Origin of the sequence: Serratia sp. CMO1 (genome assembly GCF_015689115.1) — a bacterium.
In the GTDB taxonomy this organism is placed as follows: Bacteria; Pseudomonadota; Gammaproteobacteria; order Enterobacterales; family Enterobacteriaceae; genus Serratia; species Serratia marcescens.
This window is the reverse complement of sequence record NZ_CP065032.1, coordinates 3,129,362-3,146,384: the sequence shown is the minus strand read 5'-3', so window position 1 is coordinate 3,146,384 and position 17,023 is coordinate 3,129,362. Positions and strand designations below refer to the sequence as shown.

General features: G+C 64.2%; 16 protein-coding genes. 13 read left to right on the top strand and 3 right to left on the bottom strand.

What is annotated here, in order from left to right; genetic code table 11:
• The first annotated feature begins 13 nt into the window (after positions 1-13).
• From IT763_RS15025 to dhbA, 5 genes are all read left to right on the top strand, one after another.
• Positions 14-1,477 carry an anion permease gene (locus IT763_RS15025; protein WP_016927089.1) on the top strand — a complete coding sequence of 488 codons (1,464 nt, stop codon included), beginning with the start codon at positions 14-16 and terminating at the stop codon, positions 1,475-1,477.
• Between the two features lie 146 nt (positions 1,478-1,623).
• On the top strand, positions 1,624-2,853 hold the full coding sequence (gene agp / locus IT763_RS15020) for a bifunctional glucose-1-phosphatase/inositol phosphatase (protein ID WP_049300256.1): 1,230 nt from the start codon (positions 1,624-1,626) through the stop codon (positions 2,851-2,853).
• Positions 2,854-3,014: 161 nt separating this feature from the next.
• Positions 3,015-3,707 (top strand): 4'-phosphopantetheinyl transferase, encoded by a 693-nt coding sequence (locus IT763_RS15015; RefSeq protein ID WP_080353573.1) that lies wholly within the window; start codon positions 3,015-3,017, stop codon positions 3,705-3,707.
• A gap of 188 nt (positions 3,708-3,895) precedes the next feature.
• Positions 3,896-5,086, top strand: coding sequence for an isochorismate synthase MenF (locus IT763_RS15010; protein ID WP_275424109.1), 1,191 nt, complete (start codon positions 3,896-3,898; stop codon positions 5,084-5,086).
• A 102-nt stretch (positions 5,087-5,188) separates the two neighbouring features.
• A complete protein-coding gene (dhbA, locus tag IT763_RS15005; RefSeq protein WP_025303452.1) occupies positions 5,189-5,947 on the top strand; it encodes a 2,3-dihydro-2,3-dihydroxybenzoate dehydrogenase in 759 nt (252 codons plus the stop codon).
• 1 nt (position 5,948) lies between these two features.
• Here the strand turns inward: dhbA and rarD are convergent, their stop codons facing one another.
• Entirely contained in the window at positions 5,949-6,827 is an 879-nt protein-coding gene (gene rarD, locus IT763_RS15000) for an EamA family transporter RarD (protein ID WP_206194803.1), read from the bottom strand.
• A gap of 139 nt (positions 6,828-6,966) precedes the next feature.
• On the opposite strand from rarD, the gene alkB reads away from it, so the two are divergent.
• Positions 6,967-7,614 (top strand): DNA oxidative demethylase AlkB, encoded by a 648-nt coding sequence (gene alkB / locus IT763_RS14995; RefSeq protein WP_016927095.1) that lies wholly within the window; start codon positions 6,967-6,969, stop codon positions 7,612-7,614.
• Here alkB and IT763_RS14990 read toward each other — a convergent pair.
• A complete protein-coding gene (locus tag IT763_RS14990; RefSeq protein WP_151254644.1) occupies positions 7,597-8,532 on the bottom strand; it encodes a LysR family transcriptional regulator in 936 nt (311 codons plus the stop codon). The two genes, alkB and IT763_RS14990, sit on opposite strands and share 18 nt — an antisense overlap.
• An 85-nt stretch (positions 8,533-8,617) precedes the next feature.
• Between IT763_RS14990 and IT763_RS14985 the strand changes: the two genes are divergently transcribed.
• Positions 8,618-9,247, top strand: a complete 630-nt coding sequence (locus tag IT763_RS14985) for a serine-tRNA(Ala) deacylase AlaX (protein WP_048324255.1) — start codon at positions 8,618-8,620, stop codon at positions 9,245-9,247.
• Positions 9,248-9,261: 14 nt separating this feature from the next.
• On the opposite strand, the gene IT763_RS14980 is transcribed toward IT763_RS14985, so the two are convergent.
• A complete protein-coding gene (locus tag IT763_RS14980) occupies positions 9,262-9,504 on the bottom strand; it encodes a hypothetical protein (protein ID WP_016927098.1) in 243 nt (80 codons plus the stop codon).
• Between the two features lie 241 nt (positions 9,505-9,745).
• Here IT763_RS14980 and IT763_RS14975 point away from each other — a divergent pair, with 241 nt between their 5' ends.
• The 6 genes from IT763_RS14975 to IT763_RS14950 are packed head-to-tail and all read left to right on the top strand — an operon-like array spanning position 9,746 to position 16,950.
• The gene (locus IT763_RS14975) at positions 9,746-11,305 is read left to right on the top strand and encodes a TIGR04028 family ABC transporter substrate-binding protein (protein WP_228009830.1); all 1,560 of its coding nucleotides are present in this window, start codon (positions 9,746-9,748) and stop codon (positions 11,303-11,305) included.
• 9 nt (positions 11,306-11,314) lie between these two features.
• On the top strand, positions 11,315-12,259 hold the full coding sequence (locus IT763_RS14970) for an ABC transporter permease (protein WP_206194802.1): 945 nt from the start codon (positions 11,315-11,317) through the stop codon (positions 12,257-12,259).
• On the top strand, positions 12,256-13,146 hold the full coding sequence (locus IT763_RS14965) for an ABC transporter permease (protein WP_143778291.1): 891 nt from the start codon (positions 12,256-12,258) through the stop codon (positions 13,144-13,146). Before IT763_RS14970 ends, IT763_RS14965 begins: the two co-directional genes overlap by 4 nt.
• Complete coding sequence (locus IT763_RS14960; RefSeq protein WP_206194801.1) at positions 13,143-14,801, top strand: ABC transporter ATP-binding protein; 1,659 nt, start codon at positions 13,143-13,145, stop codon at positions 14,799-14,801. Before IT763_RS14965 ends, IT763_RS14960 begins: the two co-directional genes overlap by 4 nt.
• The gene (locus IT763_RS14955) at positions 14,798-15,841 is read left to right on the top strand and encodes a putative FMN-dependent luciferase-like monooxygenase (protein WP_197817571.1); all 1,044 of its coding nucleotides are present in this window, start codon (positions 14,798-14,800) and stop codon (positions 15,839-15,841) included. The genes IT763_RS14960 and IT763_RS14955 overlap by 4 nt, the downstream gene beginning before the upstream one ends.
• Entirely contained in the window at positions 15,838-16,950 is a 1,113-nt protein-coding gene (locus IT763_RS14950; protein ID WP_143778290.1) for an alkylhydroperoxidase domain protein, read from the top strand. The genes IT763_RS14955 and IT763_RS14950 overlap by 4 nt, the downstream gene beginning before the upstream one ends.
• The last annotated feature ends 73 nt before the right edge of the window (positions 16,951-17,023 follow it).

The following is a 17,023-nucleotide window of genomic DNA, read 5'->3' as shown; positions in this document are numbered from 1 at the left end:
CAGGAGAGTCCCTATGTCCCAAACCCAGGAAAAGATCTGGAAAGCGATAGCGCCGCTGGCGGTGCTCGCGATCCTGTTATTGATACCGGTGCCCGACGGCATGCCGCCGCAGGCGTGGCACTATTTCGCCATCTTCGTGGCGATGATCGTCGGCATGATTCTGGAGCCGATCCCGGCCACCGCCATCAGCTTTATCGCGGTGACCGTCAGCGTGCTCAGCGCCAACTGGGTGCTGTTCGGCGCGCAGGAACTGGCGGAGCCGGGCTTCAAGGCCGGTAAAGAGGCGCTGAAATGGGGGCTGGCGGGCTTCTCCAGCACCACCGTCTGGCTGGTGTTCGGCGCCTTTATCTTCGCGCTGGGCTACGAGGCCACCGGGCTGGGGCGGCGCATCGCGCTGTTCCTGGTGAAGTTCATGGGCAAGCGCACGCTGACGCTGGGCTATGCGGTGGTGATCATCGATATTCTGCTGGCGCCATTCACGCCGTCCAACACCGCGCGCACCGGCGGCACGGTGTTCCCGGTGGTGAAAAACCTGCCGCCGCTGTTCGATTCCTTCCCTAACGATCCCTCTTCGCGCCGCATCGGCGGCTACCTGATGTGGATGATGGTGGTCGGCACCAGCATCAGTTCCTCGATGTTCGTCACCGGCGCCGCGCCGAACGTGCTGGGCATCGAGTTCGTCGGCAAGATAGCCGGGGTGCACATCAGCTGGATGCAGTGGTTCCTGGCGTTCCTGCCGGTCGGCCTGTTGCTGCTGATCATCGCGCCGCTGATCTCCTACTATCTGTACAAACCGGGCGTGACCCACAGCAGCGAAGTGGCCGCCTGGGCGAATACCGCGCTGGGGGAAATGGGCAAGCTGACGCGCAAGGAGTACACCCTGATCGGCCTGGTGCTGCTCAGCCTGTGCCTGTGGGTGTTCGGCGGCAAGGTGCTGGACGCCACCGCGGTGTGCCTGTTGGCGGTGTCGCTGATGCTGGCGCTGCACGTGGTGTCGTGGAAAGAGATCACCAAATACTCCAGCGCCTGGAATACGCTGGTTAACCTGGCGACGCTGGTGGTGATGGCCAACGGCCTGACGCGCTCCGGCTTTATCGACTGGTTCGCCCAGACCATGAGCACCCACCTGGACGGCTTCTCGCCGAACATGACGGTGGTGGCGCTGGTGCTGGTGTTCTACTTCGCCCACTACCTGTTCGCCAGCCTGTCGGCGCACACCGCCACCATGCTGCCGGTGATTCTGGCGGTCGGCAAAGGGTTGCCGGGCGTGCCGATGGAGCAGCTGTCGATGCTGCTGGTGCTGTCGATCGGCATCATGGGCGTGCTGACGCCGTACGCCACCGGGCCGGGGGTGATCATCTACGGCTGCGGCTACGTGAAATCGAAAGACTACTGGCGCCTGGGCGGCATTCTCGGCGTGGTGTACATCGCCGCGCTGCTGCTGATCGGCTGGCCGATCATGAGCCTGTGGTACTGAGTTGACGCACAGCGGCCGCCGCCCGGTGGCCGCTGGTACGATCTTTTCCCGTGAACCCTGTCACACACTTGTCACACTAACCCCGCCATCATACGCAGGCAAACGCTAACACCTTAAAAATAATCATTTTCCGGGAGCCTCTGCGGATGAGAAAAAAAACGTTATTGCTGTGCCTGCCCTTGTTATTCACCGGGAACGCGCTGGCGGACGCCGGCGGTTATCAACTGGAACAGGTGCTGGTGATGAGCCGCCATAACCTGCGCGCGCCGCTGGCCAACAACGGCAGCGTGCTGGCGCAGTCCACGCCGAAGGACTGGCCGGCCTGGGAAACGCCGGGCGGCCAGTTGACCACCAAGGGCGGGGTGCTGGAAGTGTATATGGGGCACTATTTCAACGCCTGGCTGAAGCAGACCGGCCTGTTGCCGCAAGAGGGCTGCCCGACCGCCGGCAGCGTGTACGTCTACGCCAACAGCCTGCAGCGCACGGTGGCCACCGCGCAGTTCTTCAGCAACGGCGCGTTCCCCGGCTGCGACGTCAGCGTGCACCATCAGGACAAGATGGGCGAGATGGATCCGACCTTCAACCCGATCATCACCGATACCAGCGAAGCCTTCAACCAGCAGGCGCTGGCGGCGATGAACGCCGCGCTGGGCTCGCTTAAGCTGGACGCCTCTTACCAACAGCTGGCGAAGATCATCGACTACAAGGATTCCGCCGCCTGCAAGACCGACAAACACTGCGACCTGACCAAAGAAGCCAGCGTGATGAGCGCGGTGCCGGGCAAAGAGCCGGGCGTCTCCGGCCCGCTGCGGGTGGGCAACTCGCTGGTGGACGCCTTTATGCTGCAGTATTACGAAGGTTTCCCGATGAAAGAGGTGGCCTGGGGCAAAATCGTCACCCCGCAGCAGTGGAAGCAGCTGGCGCAGTTGAAAGACGGCTATCAGGATTCGCTGTTCACCTCGCCGGTGGTGGCGCAGAACGTCGCCAAACCGCTGCTGACCTACATCAACAACGCGCTGCTCGGCGAGCGCAAACCGGACGCGCCGAAGCTGACGGTGCTGGTCGGCCACGACTCCAATATCGCCTCGCTGCTGTCGGCCATGCAGTTCCAGCCGTATCAGCTGCCGCAGCAGTATGAGAAAACGCCGATAGGCGGCAAACTGGTGTTCCAGCGCTGGCGCGACGCGCAGAACAGCCGTGAATTGCTGAAGATTGAGTACGTCTATCAGTCCACCGAACAGCTGCGCAAGGCGACGCCGCTGACGCTGCAAACCCCGCCGCAGCGCGTGACGCTGGCGCTGAAAGGTTGCCCGATCGACAAAGACGGTTTCTGCGCCTGGAGCGATTTCGAAAAGACCATGAAAGGCATCTTGTAATGCTCAGCCTCTCTCCCGACCGCGGGGGAGAGGCCTCTCCCCATCCCGGCTAACGTGCCGCCGTACGAGCCTTAACGTCATTTATTTTGCCCAGGGTCATTGTTGCAGGCGGTTTCGGGGGCTAACATCATCAGCCTGCCTGCTTATCATGGATACCGCCGTTGCCCACTTTTATCCGCAATATCGAATTTTTCACGCCGGACGGCTATCCGGGCCAGGTGGCGCGCTGCCATTTTGCGCTGGCAGAGTATCGCGACGAGAGTTTTCCCGAGGCGGGCTTTGCGCTGCCGGACCATCTGGCGCGCGCGGTGCCGAAACGCCGCGCGGAGTATTTGGCCGGGCGTGTTCTCGCGCGCCAGCTATTGGCGCCGCTCGGTTTTGCCGATTTCACCCTGGCGCGCGGCGAAGATCGCGCGCCGCAGTGGCCGCCGGGCATCGCCGGGGCGCTGAGCCATAATTCGGATACCGCGCTGTGCGCCGTACACCGCGAGAGCGGGCTGGGCGGCGTTGGGTTGGATGTGGAGACGCTGCTCTCCGACGTGCGGGCGGAGGAGCTGTGGGGGGCGATCGTTTCGGCGGGGGAGCGCGAGGCGTTGCTGCGCGAAACGCTGCCGTTTAACGAGCTGCTGACGCTGACGTTTTCCGCCAAAGAGAGCCTGTTCAAGGCGCTTTATCCGCAGGTGCGTTGTTACTTCGATTTTCTCGATGCGCGCATGGTCGCCGTGGATACGCAGCGGCAGACGTTCGTATTAGCGTTGCTTAAGACCTTGACGCCAAATTGCCCCGCCGGCCGCCGGTTCAGCGGGCATTTTTGGCGTGAAGGTGACGACGTCACGACCTTTATTTTTTGCTAAAATACAATAATAACAGTGTGTTATTTCTTGCTGCGCCGTAACGTGGATTTGCCGCAGCGAGCGGAAAGATTCATTCATCGGAGATTGACCCTCGGTGGGGAATCGGTGTAATTTATCCTCCTTTTACAGCTAATGATAATTATTCGCATAAACATTATCATTGGTGAGGCGCAACAAAGGAGTGGTCTGTGGCGACACTGACGACAGAAAACCAAACCTTCCCCGGGTTTGCGTACGCCGAACAATCGACCTTTTTGTACCGGTCCGAATTCCGTTCCCTCTCCGCCAGCGGCGTGTCCGAACGGATTGAGACGCCGGCGTTCGGCGGCGAGCAGGAAGGCAGCGCGCTGACGCAGCATATTCGCCAGGCGCTGGCGCGAGCCAACGCCGCCGGCCAGGAGACGCCGGTGGTGGTGGGCGCCATTCCGTTCGACACGCGCCGGCCTTCCTGCCTGTATGTGCCTGAAAGTTATGAGTTTGTCGCCAACGACAGCTTTACCCGCGCCGCGCGCCCGATGCTGCAACAGCCGCATCGCCTGGCCGCCTGCACCAGCATTCCGGACGAGCCGCGCTTCAAGCACGCGGTGGCGGAAGCGGTCAGCCGCTTTAAACAAGGCAAGCTGGACAAGGCGGTGCTGTCGCGCATCCTCGACATCGAGCTGGAGCAGCCGGTGGCGGGCCACCAGATCCTCAATAACCTGATGGTGCAGAACCCGACCGGTTACCACTTTTCCCTGCCGCTGGCCGATGGCGGCGTGTTGATCGGCGCCAGCCCGGAACTGCTGATCCGCAAGCAGGGCGGCGAGATCCACACCAACCCGCTGGCGGGCTCGGCGCGCCGTCAGGACGATCCGCAGCAGGATCGCCTCGGCAGCGAGCGCCTGATGCGCTCGACCAAAGACAAATACGAACACAAGCTGGTGATCGACGACATCCGTCGGCACCTGGCGCCGCTGTGCGCCAGCCTGAGCGTGCCCAGCGGCCCGTCGCTGCTCAGTACCGGCACCATGTGGCATTTGTCCACCCGCATTCGCGGCGAGCTGCTGAACCCGAATCTCAACGTGATGCAGCTGGCCTGCCTGCTGCATCCGACGCCGGCGCTGTGCGGCTTCCCGACCGAGAGCGCCCGCCAGCTGATCGCCGATCTGGAGCCGCACGATCGCGGCCTGTTCAGCGGCATCGTCGGCTGGTGCGACGCCAACGGCGACGGCGAGTGGGCGATCGTCATCCGCAGCGGCCTGCTGCGCGGCAACCGGGTGCGGCTGTTCGCCGGCGCGGGGATCGTCGCCGCCTCGACGCCGCAGTCCGAGTGGCTGGAAACCGCCGCCAAACTGGGCACCATGCTCAACGCTTTCGGCCTGAACAGCGGTGCGCTGTAGGGCCACTTTGCGGCGCAGCGCGCGCCGCATCCTATCCTTTTCGCAGGAGACAACGATGAACAACAACATGACCCGGCTGTGCGCCCGGATGGCGGTGCGCGCATGAGCATTCAGATGGATTTCACCGGCAAACGCGTGTGGGTGACCGGCGCGGCGCGCGGCATCGGCGAGCAGATCGCCCGGCATTTTTTGACGCAGGGCGCCGAGGTGGTGGGGTTTGACCGCGAGTTCGCCAACCCGGATTTGCCTTACCCTTGCGTGACGCTGGACATCAGCCGGCCGGAGCAGGTGGAGGCGGTGTGCCGCCAACAGCTGGCGGAAAACCCGCAACTGGACGTGTTGGTCAACGCCGCCGGCATTCTGCGCATGGGCAATACCGAAGATCTGAGCGTGGATGACTGGCACCAGTGCATCAACGTCAACGCCTCGGGGGCGTTTTACCTGTTCCGCGCCGTGCTGCCGCACTTCAAGGCGCAGCGCAGCGGGGCTATCGTCAGCATCGGCTCCAACGCCGCGCACGTGCCGCGCGCGCAGATGGCGGCTTACTGCGCCTCCAAGGCGGCGTTGACCAGCCTGAACCACTGCGTGGGGCTGGAGATGGCGCCGTTCGGCGTGCGGTGCAATCTGGTGTCGCCGGGCTCGACCGACACGCCGATGCAGCGCGGCATGTGGCAGACCGATGATGCGCAGCAACGCACCATCGCCGGCTTCCCCGAGATGTTCAAGTTGGGGATCCCGCTGGGCAAAATCGCTCGCCCGGACGAGATCGCCAACGCGGTGTTGTTCCTGGCCTCCGACTTGGCCAGCCACATCACCATGCAGGACATCGTGATCGACGGCGGCGCGACGCTGGCCGCCTGAGTCAGACCCGCTGGCGGCGCAGCAGGTGCCGCGCGCCTTCCGCCGCCAGCAGCAGCACCGCCAGCCAGATCGCCAGATAGGTTGGCCATTCGCTTTGGCTGATGCTCTCGCCGAGCAGCAGCGCGACGATCACCAGCAGCACCGGTTCCACATAGCTCAGCAGGCCGAACAGGCTGAACGGCAGCAGGCGGCTGGCGAGGATATAGCACACCAATGCCACGGCGCTGATGACGCCGAGCAGCGGAATGCGCCAATACAGCTCGGTATTGATCTGCAGCGCCGCGGCGCCACCGTCGCCGAAGGCGAACCAGGCCGCAGCCGGCAGCATCAACGCCAGCTCGCACCACAGCCCGCCGAGATTGTCGGTGGCGAAGCGGCGCCGCAAAATAAAGTAGAGCGGATAACCCAGCGCCACCACCAGCGTCGGCCACGACACGCCACCCGCCTGATACAGCTCATTACCCACCCCCACCATGGCGCATGCCACCGCCAGTTTTTGCAGCAGCGACAGCCGATCGCGGTAGATCAAACGGCCCACCAGCACCATGGTCAGCGGCAGCAGAAAATAACCGAGCGATACGTCGAGCGCCTTGCCGTGCAGCGGCGCCCACAGGAACAGCCACAGCTGCACCCCCAGCAGCGCCGAGGTGAGCAGCAGGCCCAGCAGGCGCCGCGGCCGTTGGCCGATCCCGACCAGCGTGTCGCCCACCTTGCGCCAATCGCCGGACAGCGCCATGAACAGCGTCAGGAACGGCAGCGTCAGCAGCGTGCGCCAGCCGTAGACCTGCTCGCCGTTCAGCGGGGTGAGGGTAGAGGTGAAGTAATACATCGCGCCGAACAAGATGGAGGCGACGACTGAAAGAGTGATGCCCTTAATCACACGCATTCCTGGTGAGTGATTGATTTTATGGCGGCTACTGTAGAGAAATTTGCCGCCAACAACAATGGCGCCGCCGGGCGCTGGACAATCGGCGGCGGCGGGTTACAATGGATACTGTGTATTCATACAGGTTTTGGCGATGACAATCGATCTTTTTGAAGACGCGCTGCCGCCGCCGTGGCGCGAAGAGATCGCCCCCGGCGCGGTGGTGATGCACGGCTTCGTGCGCGATCACGGGCCGGCACTGCTGGCGGCGGTGCAGGGCGTGGTGGCCCAGGTGCCGTGGCGGCATTTGACCACCCCCGGCGGGCACGTGATGTCGGTGGCGATGAGCTGGTGCGGCAACGGCTGGACCAGCGACAGCCGGGGCTACCGCTATTCGGAACGCGACGCGCGCAGCGGCAAACGCTGGCCGGCCATTCCGCCGATCCTGATGGCGCTGGCGGACGAAGCTGCGCAGCAGGCGGGCTTCGGCCCCTTCGTGCCGGATTCCTGCCTGATGAACCGTTACGATCCGGGCAGCAAGCTGTCGCTGCATCAGGATAAAGACGAGCACGACTTCGGTGCGCCGATCGTCTCGGTGTCGCTCGGGCTGCCGGCGGTGTTTCAGTTCGGCGGCCTGCAACGCAGCGACCGGGCGCGGCGCATTCCGCTGGCGCACGGCGATGTGGTGGTGTGGGGCGGCCCATCGCGGCTCTGTTTTCACGGCATCCTGCCGGTCAAGGAAGGCTACCACTCGCTGGTGGGGCCGCACCGCATCAACATCACGCTACGCAAGGCGCTTTAACTGCGGCTCCTGCGCCAGGCAGGCGACTAGATAGTCGATAAACACCCGCAGTTTGGGCGGCAGATACTGGTTGGGCGCATAGAGCAGCCACAGGCCGCCGTGATAGCTGCTGAGGAAATCCCATTCTGGCAACACCTGCACGATCTCGCCCTCGTCGAGCGCCTGGCGGGCGGTAAAGTACGGCAGGCTGCCGATGCCGATATGCCGTTTCACCGCGTCCAGCCGCACGCCGGTGTGGTTGGCGGCGTAGCGGCCGCGCACGCTGACCGTCACCGTTTTGCCGCTGCGGCGGAATTTCCATTGCGCGTCGCTCGGCGTTTCTCCCAGATAGATGCAGCTGTGCGCCGCCAGATCGTGCGGGTGCAGCGGCGTGCCGTGTTGCGCCAGGTAGTGCGGCGTGGCGCACAGCAGATGGTCTATTCTCATCAACTGGCGGCCGATCAACCCGGGCGACGGGCGATCGGTAATGCGCAGCGCCAGATCGACCCGATCGTCGATCAAATCCATGTAACGATCTTCCAGCCGCAGCCTCACGTCCACCTTCGGGTAGCGGCGCAGGAACTCCGGCATGTGCGGATGCAGCACGAAGCGGCCCACCGCTTTGGGTACGCTGACGCTGACCAGCCCTTCGGGCTCCGCGGCGCCGCGCCCGCCGATCGCCATGACCGCGTCGGCCGCCGCCAGCAGGGTGCGGCAGTGCGCAAACGCCTCTTCGCCGCTTTCGCTCAGCCGCAGTTTGCGGGTGGTGCGGTGCAGCAACTGCAGCGCCAGCGCCTGCTCGAGCTTCGCCACGCTGCGGCTGACGGCGGAAGGCGAAGCGCCCAGCTTGCGGGCGGCGGCGGAAAAACTGCCGCTCTCTACCACCTGAACGAAAACGGCCATTTCGGCCAACAGCGCGTAAGAAAGATTTGTGCTCATGACGCAAAGGTCCATTGTGATGGCGGCGGATTATGCTCCGATTATGACATGAATATAATGGCTCTTCGAACCGAGGAGAAAAATGATGACCGAACGACGTTATTACTACAGCGACGATTTACAGGGCCAGGCGCAGGTGTTGAGCTGTGCGCCGGCCGAGGCGGGCGCTTACGCCGTGGAGCTGGACGCCACGCTGTTCCACCCGCAGGGCGGCGGCCAGCCGTCCGATGTGGGGTCGTTAGGCGGCGTCACCGTGCTGCGGGTGCAGCAGCAGGGGGATACCGTGGTGCACTTTACCGCCGCGCCGCTGCCGAACGGGCCGGTTACGATGCAAATCGATGAAGCGCAGCGCCGGCTGCACGCCCGCTGGCACTCCGCTGGGCATCTGATCGGTTGGTTGGGCGAAACCCGGGGCTGGCGGCCGGTCAAGGCGCATCATTGGCCGGGTGAAGGGCGCATCACTTTCGCGCCGGGGCCGGATGCGCAGACGATAGAAGCGGATTTTTTGCAGGCGGAGCTGGCGCGCTTGATCGCCGCCGATCTGCCGCGCCGCCAGCAGGCGGTGGACGGTTTGCGCCAGGTCGGTTTCGGCGAGTTGCCCGCCTACGGCTGTGGCGGCACCCATGTCGCCGCGCTGGGCGAGGTGGGCGCGATCGCGATTACCGGCCTAAAGATGAAGAAAGGGCAGTTGAACGTGCAATATGAGCTGGGTTGAATGAGGGGGGCGGCTCAGCGCCCGGCCTGCCGCAGCTGGGTGCAGAACGCGCATTGGCATCCCGCTACCGGCACCGCCGCGCAACTGCCGATGCTCACCGGCTGGGCGTCCATGGCGTGAAAGCCGTAAAACAGATTTTCGATGTTTTGTTCCGCCGCCCGCGCCTGCTCCGGGCGCGGTTCGGGCACTTTCGACTGAAACGCTGCGGCCTTGCCGGCCAGCAGGCTGAGAAACAACAGCGACAGCTGGATTTTCATCGTCGTCTTCCTTTGGCTGAGGTTTTGATACTTTATAACAGATTGCATTCGCCGCCAAGCGACGCGTCTTGTGCGATTTACACCATTGGTTAGCGAAATTAGTTCGTTCAATTCCCCGCCGATTTGGTTTGTTATCTAACCCATAACTTTCAGAAATAATATGGGTGCGGCACTAATGTTTAAGTTTTCTTTCAAGGTATTAACCGGTGGAATAGCGGTGGCGTTAGGAGGGGCGGCGGCGATGAGCCCGGCGTTGGCGGCGGTGCAGGGCGGCACGCTGATCTACCTCGAACAACAGGCGCACACCAATCTTTATCCGCCTTCCGGCGGGTTTTACCCCAACGGCGGTATTCTCAATCAGATCACCGACAAGCTGACTTACCAGAACCCCAAGACGCTGGAGATTGAACCCTGGATCGCCGAGTCCTGGAGCAGCAACGCCGACAAAACCGAATACACTTTCAAGCTGCGCCCCGGCGTGACTTTCTCCGACGGCACGCCACTGGACGCCAACGCGGTGGCGAAGAACTTCGACACCTACGGGCTGGGCAACAAGGAGAAACGCCTGCCGGTTTCCGAGGTGATCAATAACTACCAGCGCAGTGAAGTGGTGGATCCGCTGACGGTTAAATTCCATTTCACGCGATCGTCGCCGGGTTTCCTGCAGGGCACCGCCACTATCGGCTCCGGGTTGGTATCACTCAGCACGCTGAACCGCAGCTACGACGAACTGGGCGATGCGCGCCATATCATCGGTTCCGGTCCGTTTGTGGTCAGCGGCGAAACGCTGGGGCGTGAGGTCGAGCTTAGCGCCCGTAAGGATTATGACTGGGGGCCGGTCAAATCGCCCCAACAAGGGCGAGCCAATCTGGACGGCATCAAGGTGATCGTCACCGGCGAGGACAGCGTGCGCATCGGTGCGCTGCAGGCCGGGCAGGCGGATTTTATCCGCCAGATCCAGGCCTATGACGAGAAGCAAACGCAGGATCAGGGCTTTATCATTTATGCCGCACCGACGCGCGGCGTCAACGACAGCATCGCTTTCCGGCCGAATAACCCGTTGGTGGCCGATCTGCGCGTGCGTCAAGCGCTGCTGCATGCCACCGACAGCAAGCAGATCGTCGATACGCTGTTCTCCGCCAACTACCCGCAGGCCAAATCGGTGATCGCCTCCTCGGCCGCCGGCTTTGTCGATCTGTCCGACAAGCTGAAATTTGACCCGCAGCAGGCCAACCGGCTGTTGGATGAAGCGGGTTGGAAAAAGGGCGGTGACGGGCTGCGGGAAAAGGACGGCAAGAAGCTGGTGCTGACGGTGTATGAATCGTTGCCGCAGCCGCAGAACAAGGCGGTGTTGCAGCTGGTTTCTCAGCAGTGGGGGAAAGTCGGCGCGCGGCTGAACATTCTGGCGGGCGACGCCGGCAGCCGGGTGGCGGATAATCTCGACCCACAGAAAACCCCGGCGACGGTGGTGGAGGTGGGGCGCGCCGATCCGGACGTGATTAAAAGTCAGTTTTACCCAACCAACCGCGACGGGCTGCTGCAGAAGGGCGGCACCAGCAGCAACAGCAACTTTAGCGATGACAAGCTGAATGCCCTGCTGCTCGGCATTGCCTCCGAGGTTGATGCGCAACAACGCCTGCAGATCGCCGGCGAGGCGCAAAACTACCTGATTGACCAGGCCTACGTGATCCCGTTTTTTGAGGAGCCGCAGGTGTTCGCTGGTGCGCCTTATTTGAAGGGGGTGAGTTTCGAAGCGGTCGGTCGCCCGAGCTTCTACGGCGCCTGGTTAGAGAAACATTAAGGGGGCGCAATGAAGCGATATCTGGCGGGGCGCATCGGGCAGGCGGCATTGGTGCTGTGGGCGGCCTTTACCCTGTCGTTCATCCTGCTGCAGGTGCTGCCGGGCGATGCGATCCTGATCAAATTCCAGAACCCGGACATGGGGCTGAGTCCGGCGCAGATCGCCGACATGCGCGCGGCCTATGGCGCGGATGTCCCCCTGTGGCGGCAGTATCTGCATGCCCTGGGCAGCGTGCTGCATGGCGATCTGGGCTTCTCAATGCAGGCCGGGGTGCCGGTTACCGCGCTGCTGGCGGCTAATCTGCCCGCCACGCTGCAGTTGGCGGTGCTGGGCTTTGCGGTGGCGTTGCTGCTGGCGCTGATTATCGCTTTTGTTTCCAACCTGACCGGCTTCGGCTGGCTGCGTTCGGCGCTGCAGATGCTGCCGTCGCTGTTCGTTTCAGTGCCCACCTTCTGGCTGGGCATTGTGCTGATTCAGCTCTTTTCGTTCCGCCTGAAGCTGATCCCGATCATTAACCCCGGCGAGTGGCAGGGGGTGATTTTGCCGATCGCGACGCTGGCGCTGCCGATCTCCGCGCCGCTGGCGCAAATTCTGATCCGCAGCATCGATGCGGTGCAAACCCAGCCGTTCGTCGCGGTGGCGCGGGCCAAGGGCGCCAGCCGCAGCGGGGTGCTGTGGCGGCATGTGGCGCGCAACGCCATGCTGCCGGCGCTGACCATCGCCGGCATGCTGTTCGGCGAACTGATCGCCGGGGCGCTGATCACCGAAACCGTGTTTGGCCGCAGCGGCCTGGGGCAATTGACCCAGCAAGCGGTGGTCAATCAGGACGTGGCGGTGCTGCAGGCGATAGTGCTGATCTCGGCCGCCGCTTTCGTCACCATCAACTTGCTGGTGGATCTGCTGTTCCCGCTGCTGGATCCGCGGCTGAAAACTCAGGCAGGAGCATCCCTATGAGCAGTATCTCCTTTGAAAAAGCCACGGTTCCGGAGCGCGATCTGTCCGGCGCCGAAAGTGAAGGCGCGCTGCCCGCCAGTCGCCCGAGCCGCCGCCGCGTCCCCCTGACGCTGCTGCTGGCCTGGGCGGTCATTGCGCTGGTGGCGCTGTGGGCGTTGGCGCCGCAGCTGTTTACCGCCTACAGCGGCACCGAAGGCATTGCCGGCGCGCAGCGGCTGGCGCCCGGCGGTGAGCATTGGCTTGGCACCGATCAACTGGGACGCGACCTGTATGCGCGCATGGTGTACGGCGCGTCGCAAACCCTGGCCGGCGCGGTAGTGGCGGTGGCGCTGGGGTTGGTGTTTGGCACCGCGCTCGGCCTGACCGCCGGCGCGTTGGGCGGCGTGGCGGACGACGCGGTGATGCGCGTCGTCGATGTGCTGCTGTCGATCCCCGGCCTGCTGCTGTCGCTGAGCATTATCATCCTGCTTGGTTTCGGTACGGTCAACGCCGCCATCGCCGTGGGCGTCACTTCGGTTGCCAACTTTGCCCGTCTGGCACGGGCGGAAGTGGTGCGAGTGCGGCACAGCGATTACGTTGAAGCGGCTTACGGCAGCGGCGGCAGCTTTTGGGCGGTGCTGTGGCGGCATATCCTGCCGAACTCGCTGACTTCGGTGATCGCCTTCTCGGCGCTGCAGTTCGGCAGTGCGATCCTGGCGATCGCCACCCTGAGCTTCCTCGGTTACGGCACTCCGCCGCCAACCCCGGAATGGGGGCTGCTGATCGCCGAAGGGCGCAACTACATTTCCACCGCCTGGTGGCTGACCACCTTCCCGGGCATGGTGGTGGTGGCGGTGGTGTTGGCGGCTAACCGCATCAGCCGTTCGCTGGGAGGAAAAGCGCGATGAGCATGCAAGCGGCATGGCAACGGGCGGCGCGGCCGCCGGTACTGGCGCTGGACAAGGTTTCCATCGCCTATCAGGGCAACGATGGCAGGCGAAGGGTGGTGCATGAGGTGTCGTTCACGATTGAGCCGGGGGAAGTGGTGGCGCTGGTTGGCGAATCCGGTTCCGGCAAAACCACCACGGCGCAGGCGATCATCGGCTTGCTGGCCGACAACGGCCACCTTGAACAGGGCGCCATCCGGCTGCACGGCACCGATATCGCCGGCTGGTCATCGCGGCGGCTGGATGCGGTGAGAGGGGCGCAAATCAGCCTGATCCCGCAAGATCCCGCCAGCTCGCTCAACCCGGTAAAAACCATCGGCGAACAGGTGGCGGAGATCGTCAATATTCACCGCCGGTTGCCGCGCGGGCAGGTACAACAGCGGGTGACGGAACTGCTGACCCGCGTCGGGCTGACGCACCCGGAACTGCGGGCGCGCCAGTTTCCGCATCAACTTTCCGGCGGCATGAAGCAGCGGGTATTGATCGCCATCGCCATTGCGCTGCAGCCGGCGTTGATCATTGCCGACGAACCGAGCAGCGCGCTGGACGTGACGGTGCAAAAACGCATTCTCGATCTGATCGACGAGCTGCGGCGCGAATTCGGCACTGCAGTGCTGCTGGTGACGCACGATTTGGGCGTGGCGGCGGAACGCGCCGATCGGCTGCTGGTGTTCCGCCACGGCCGGGTGCAGGAACAGGGGGCTACCGCCGAGGTACTGCGCGCGCCTGCCAGCGCATACACCCGTAAACTGTTAGCCGATGCGCCTTCATTGAGCGGCGCCGTTGCGCCGCCGCCGAAACGCAGCGGGCAGCCGCCGGCGATCGTGGTTCAGGCGCTGGTTAAGGATTTTCGGCTGTCCGGCGGCCAGGGGTTCCGCGCGCTGGATCGCGTGTCATTCAGCGTGCCGCGCGGCACCACCCATGCGTTGGTGGGAGAGTCCGGGTCGGGCAAAAGCACGCTGGCGCGTTGCCTGCTGGGCTTCGAGCGGCCGGATGCCGGGCAGGTCCTGATCGACGGCGTCAATGTTATCGGTCTCAGGGGCGAAGCGCTGCGTCAGTTTCGGCAGCGCATTCAGCTGGTTTATCAGAATCCGTTCGGCTCGCTCGATCCCAAACAGACTCTTTATCGGGTGATTGAAGAACCGTTGCTGAATTTCGCGCCGATCGGCAAACCGGAGCGCGATCGGCGGGTGCGTGAGCTGTTCGAACGGGTCGCGCTGCCGCCCGATTTGCTGAACCGCAGGCCGCACGAACTGTCCGGCGGCCAGCGTCAGCGGGTGGCGATTGCCCGCGCGCTGGTGCTGCAACCGCAAATATTGGTATTGGATGAGGCCACGTCGGCGCTCGACGTCACGGTGCAGGCGCAGATCCTGCATTTGTTGCAAGAGTTGCAGCAGGAGCGGGACCTGACCTACCTGTTTATTTCTCACGATCTGGCGACGGTGCGGCGGATTTCGCACAGCGTTTCGGTATTGCACCGCGGTGAACGGGTAGACGGCGGCGCCACCGCCGAGTTGTTCGCCATGCCGGGGAGCGATTACACCCGCCAATTGATCGCCGCCATTCCCGGCCGCGCATCGCATGCCGGACAGCCAAAATTCGAGGAGGCGATATGAGCGGAAAAAGACTCGGTTTCTTCACCCGATTGCTGGATCAGGGCAGCGCGCAGGAGCGCTACCGGCTGGCGACCGAACAGATCGTGCACGCCGAACGAGCCGGGTTCGACACCGCCTGGGTGGCGCAGCACCACTTTCATGCCGATGAGGGCGGTCTGCCATCACCGCTGGTGTTTTTGGCGCAGGCGGCGGCACGCACCCGCCGTATCCGGCTGGGCACCGGGGTGATCACGTTGCCGATGGAGTCGGCGCTGCGGGTGGCGGAAGACACTGCGGTACTGGATCTGTTGTCCGACGGCAGACTGGAGGTGGGCGTGGCCGGCGGCGGCACGCCGTCTTCTTTCGCCGCTTTCGGTCTCGACGCCGGGCAGCGCAACACGGCATTCGCCGAGAATTTGCGCACGTTGCTGAGCGCCTGGCGCGGAGAGGCGTTGGGCGGCGAAGACAACCGGCTGTACCCGGCGGCGCCGCAGCTGGCGCAGCGCGTCTGGCAGGCCACGTTCTCGGTGGAAGGGGGCGAACGGGCCGGCCGCGCCGGTGACGGTCTGATGCTGTCGCGCACGCAGCCGCGCCCGGCGGACGCGTCTGACCTGCCGCTGGACGAACTGCAGAATCCGATCATTGACGCTTATCTGGCGGCGCTGCCGCCAGGGGTGGCGCCGCGCATCATGGGGTCGCGCACTGCGTTTGTCAGCGAGAACGGCCAGCAGGCACGCGACTTCGCCACGGCCGGGTTGAGCCGTGGGCTGGAGCGGATGCGCGCCAGCGGCCACCGGTTGGCCGATACGTCGCTCGACGGCCTGATCCGCGCTTTCGACGTGCACTTGGGCACGCCAGATCAGGTAATAGCCTCGCTGCAACGGGACAGCGCGCTGGCGCGCGTCACCGATCTGGCGTTTCAGGTGCACTCCATCGACCCGCCGCACGCCCATATTCTGCGTTCTATCGATCTTATCGCCCGCCACGTGGCCCCTGAGCTGGGCTGGCGGCGCGGCACGCCCGCCGTTGCTTATGAATATCACGTTGAGGAAAAGCTATGACGACATTACCGCACCAGGTCGATCTGCTGGCCGAACTGGCCGAGATTGCGCCGGATTCCACGCTGGCGCAGGCCAGAGCCACCCGGCAGGCGGCGACCGATGCCGTTCAGTCCAGCTATCTGGCGCTGTTTGCGCCTGCGGACGCCGGCGATTTCCCGCTGGCGCAGCGGCTGCGGTTGGCTCAGCGCATCAGTGAATGGCATGGCGAGCCGCGCTTGGCCGCGCATTACGCTGCTCTGCTGGAACGTCAGGGCGACGCGCCGGAAGACGAGCGGCTGCCGGCGGCGTTGGCGCATGCAGAACGTTTGGCGTTTCAACCGGCCAACGCCAACGCCCAGCACTTGCAGGCGCTGCGGCAGGCCGGCTGGTCGCTGGACGCCATCGTCACATTGTCGCAGTTAATCGCCTTTGTCAGTTTCCAAAGCCGCTTGCTGCGGGGCTACCGGTTGTTGGGCGGCAAGACGGACGACGCTGCGGCGCATCAGCCGGTAACGGCCGGCCGCTGGCGAACGGGGAGCTCGACGCGGGGCGGCCGTCACGCGCCGCCGGCGTTTACCCGGCAAGAACTGGGGTGGGAGCCGTGGATCGCCGCCAAGCCGTTGGCGGAATTCGATGACGCCGGCCGGGCGTTGCTAGAGCGGTTTGGCCACGCCGATTCCGATTACTTCCGCCTGTTGGCGCGCAACCATCCGGTGCTGGAACAACGCACGCTGGCGGACCGGGCGATTTTTTATACCCCCGGCGGGCTGTCGCGGCAGGATCGCGAGTTGGCGGCGACGGTCGCCAGCAAGGTGAACGGCTGCATCTACTGCGCCTCGGTGCATGCGCGCAAGGCGGCGCAGCTGTCGAAGCGCGAAGCCGAGATAGATCGGTTGCTGGCGGTGGCGCCGGGCGGCGCGTTGAGCCAGGGGCAGGATGACGCCTGGCAAGCGCAGATAACCTTTGCCGCCGCGCTATCCGCCACGCCGCCGCAGGCTGACGCCGGGCAACTGGCGGCGTTGCGCGCTCAGGGCCTGGATGAGCTGGCGCTGTTGGATTTGGTGCAGGCGACGGCGTTTTTCGCCTGGGCCAACCGGTTGATGTTGACGCTGGGCGAACCTTATCTCTGATCTCTGCCCTCTTTCAGGCGGCGGCATTGTCGGCTGCCGCCCGGGATCCGCCGGACATCTGGCGTCGGCGCTT

Bases quoted from the DNA above. Each gene is read 5' to 3' on its own strand.
- IT763_RS15025 (WP_016927089.1), top strand. From the start codon at position 14: ATGTCCCAAACCCAGGAAAAGATCTGGAAAGCGATAGCGCCGCTGGCG.
- IT763_RS14960 (WP_206194801.1), top strand. From the start codon at position 13,143: ATGAGCATGCAAGCGGCATGGCAACGGGCGGCGCGGCCGCCGGTACTG.
- IT763_RS14975 (WP_228009830.1), top strand. From the start codon at position 9,746: ATGAGCCCGGCGTTGGCGGCGGTGCAGGGCGGCACGCTGATCTACCTC.
- IT763_RS14980 (WP_016927098.1), bottom strand. From the start codon at position 9,504: ATGAAAATCCAGCTGTCGCTGTTGTTTCTCAGCCTGCTGGCCGGCAAG.
- IT763_RS14985 (WP_048324255.1), top strand. From the start codon at position 8,618: ATGACCGAACGACGTTATTACTACAGCGACGATTTACAGGGCCAGGCG.
- IT763_RS14955 (WP_197817571.1), top strand. From the start codon at position 14,798: ATGAGCGGAAAAAGACTCGGTTTCTTCACCCGATTGCTGGATCAGGGC.
- dhbA (WP_025303452.1), top strand. From the start codon at position 5,189: ATGAGCATTCAGATGGATTTCACCGGCAAACGCGTGTGGGTGACCGGC.
- IT763_RS14965 (WP_143778291.1), top strand. From the start codon at position 12,256: ATGAGCAGTATCTCCTTTGAAAAAGCCACGGTTCCGGAGCGCGATCTG.
- IT763_RS14950 (WP_143778290.1), top strand. From the start codon at position 15,838: ATGACGACATTACCGCACCAGGTCGATCTGCTGGCCGAACTGGCCGAG.
- alkB (WP_016927095.1), top strand. From the start codon at position 6,967: ATGACAATCGATCTTTTTGAAGACGCGCTGCCGCCGCCGTGGCGCGAA.
- IT763_RS14970 (WP_206194802.1), top strand. From the start codon at position 11,315: ATGAAGCGATATCTGGCGGGGCGCATCGGGCAGGCGGCATTGGTGCTG.
- IT763_RS14990 (WP_151254644.1), bottom strand. From the start codon at position 8,532: ATGAGCACAAATCTTTCTTACGCGCTGTTGGCCGAAATGGCCGTTTTC.
- agp (WP_049300256.1), top strand. From the start codon at position 1,624: ATGAGAAAAAAAACGTTATTGCTGTGCCTGCCCTTGTTATTCACCGGG.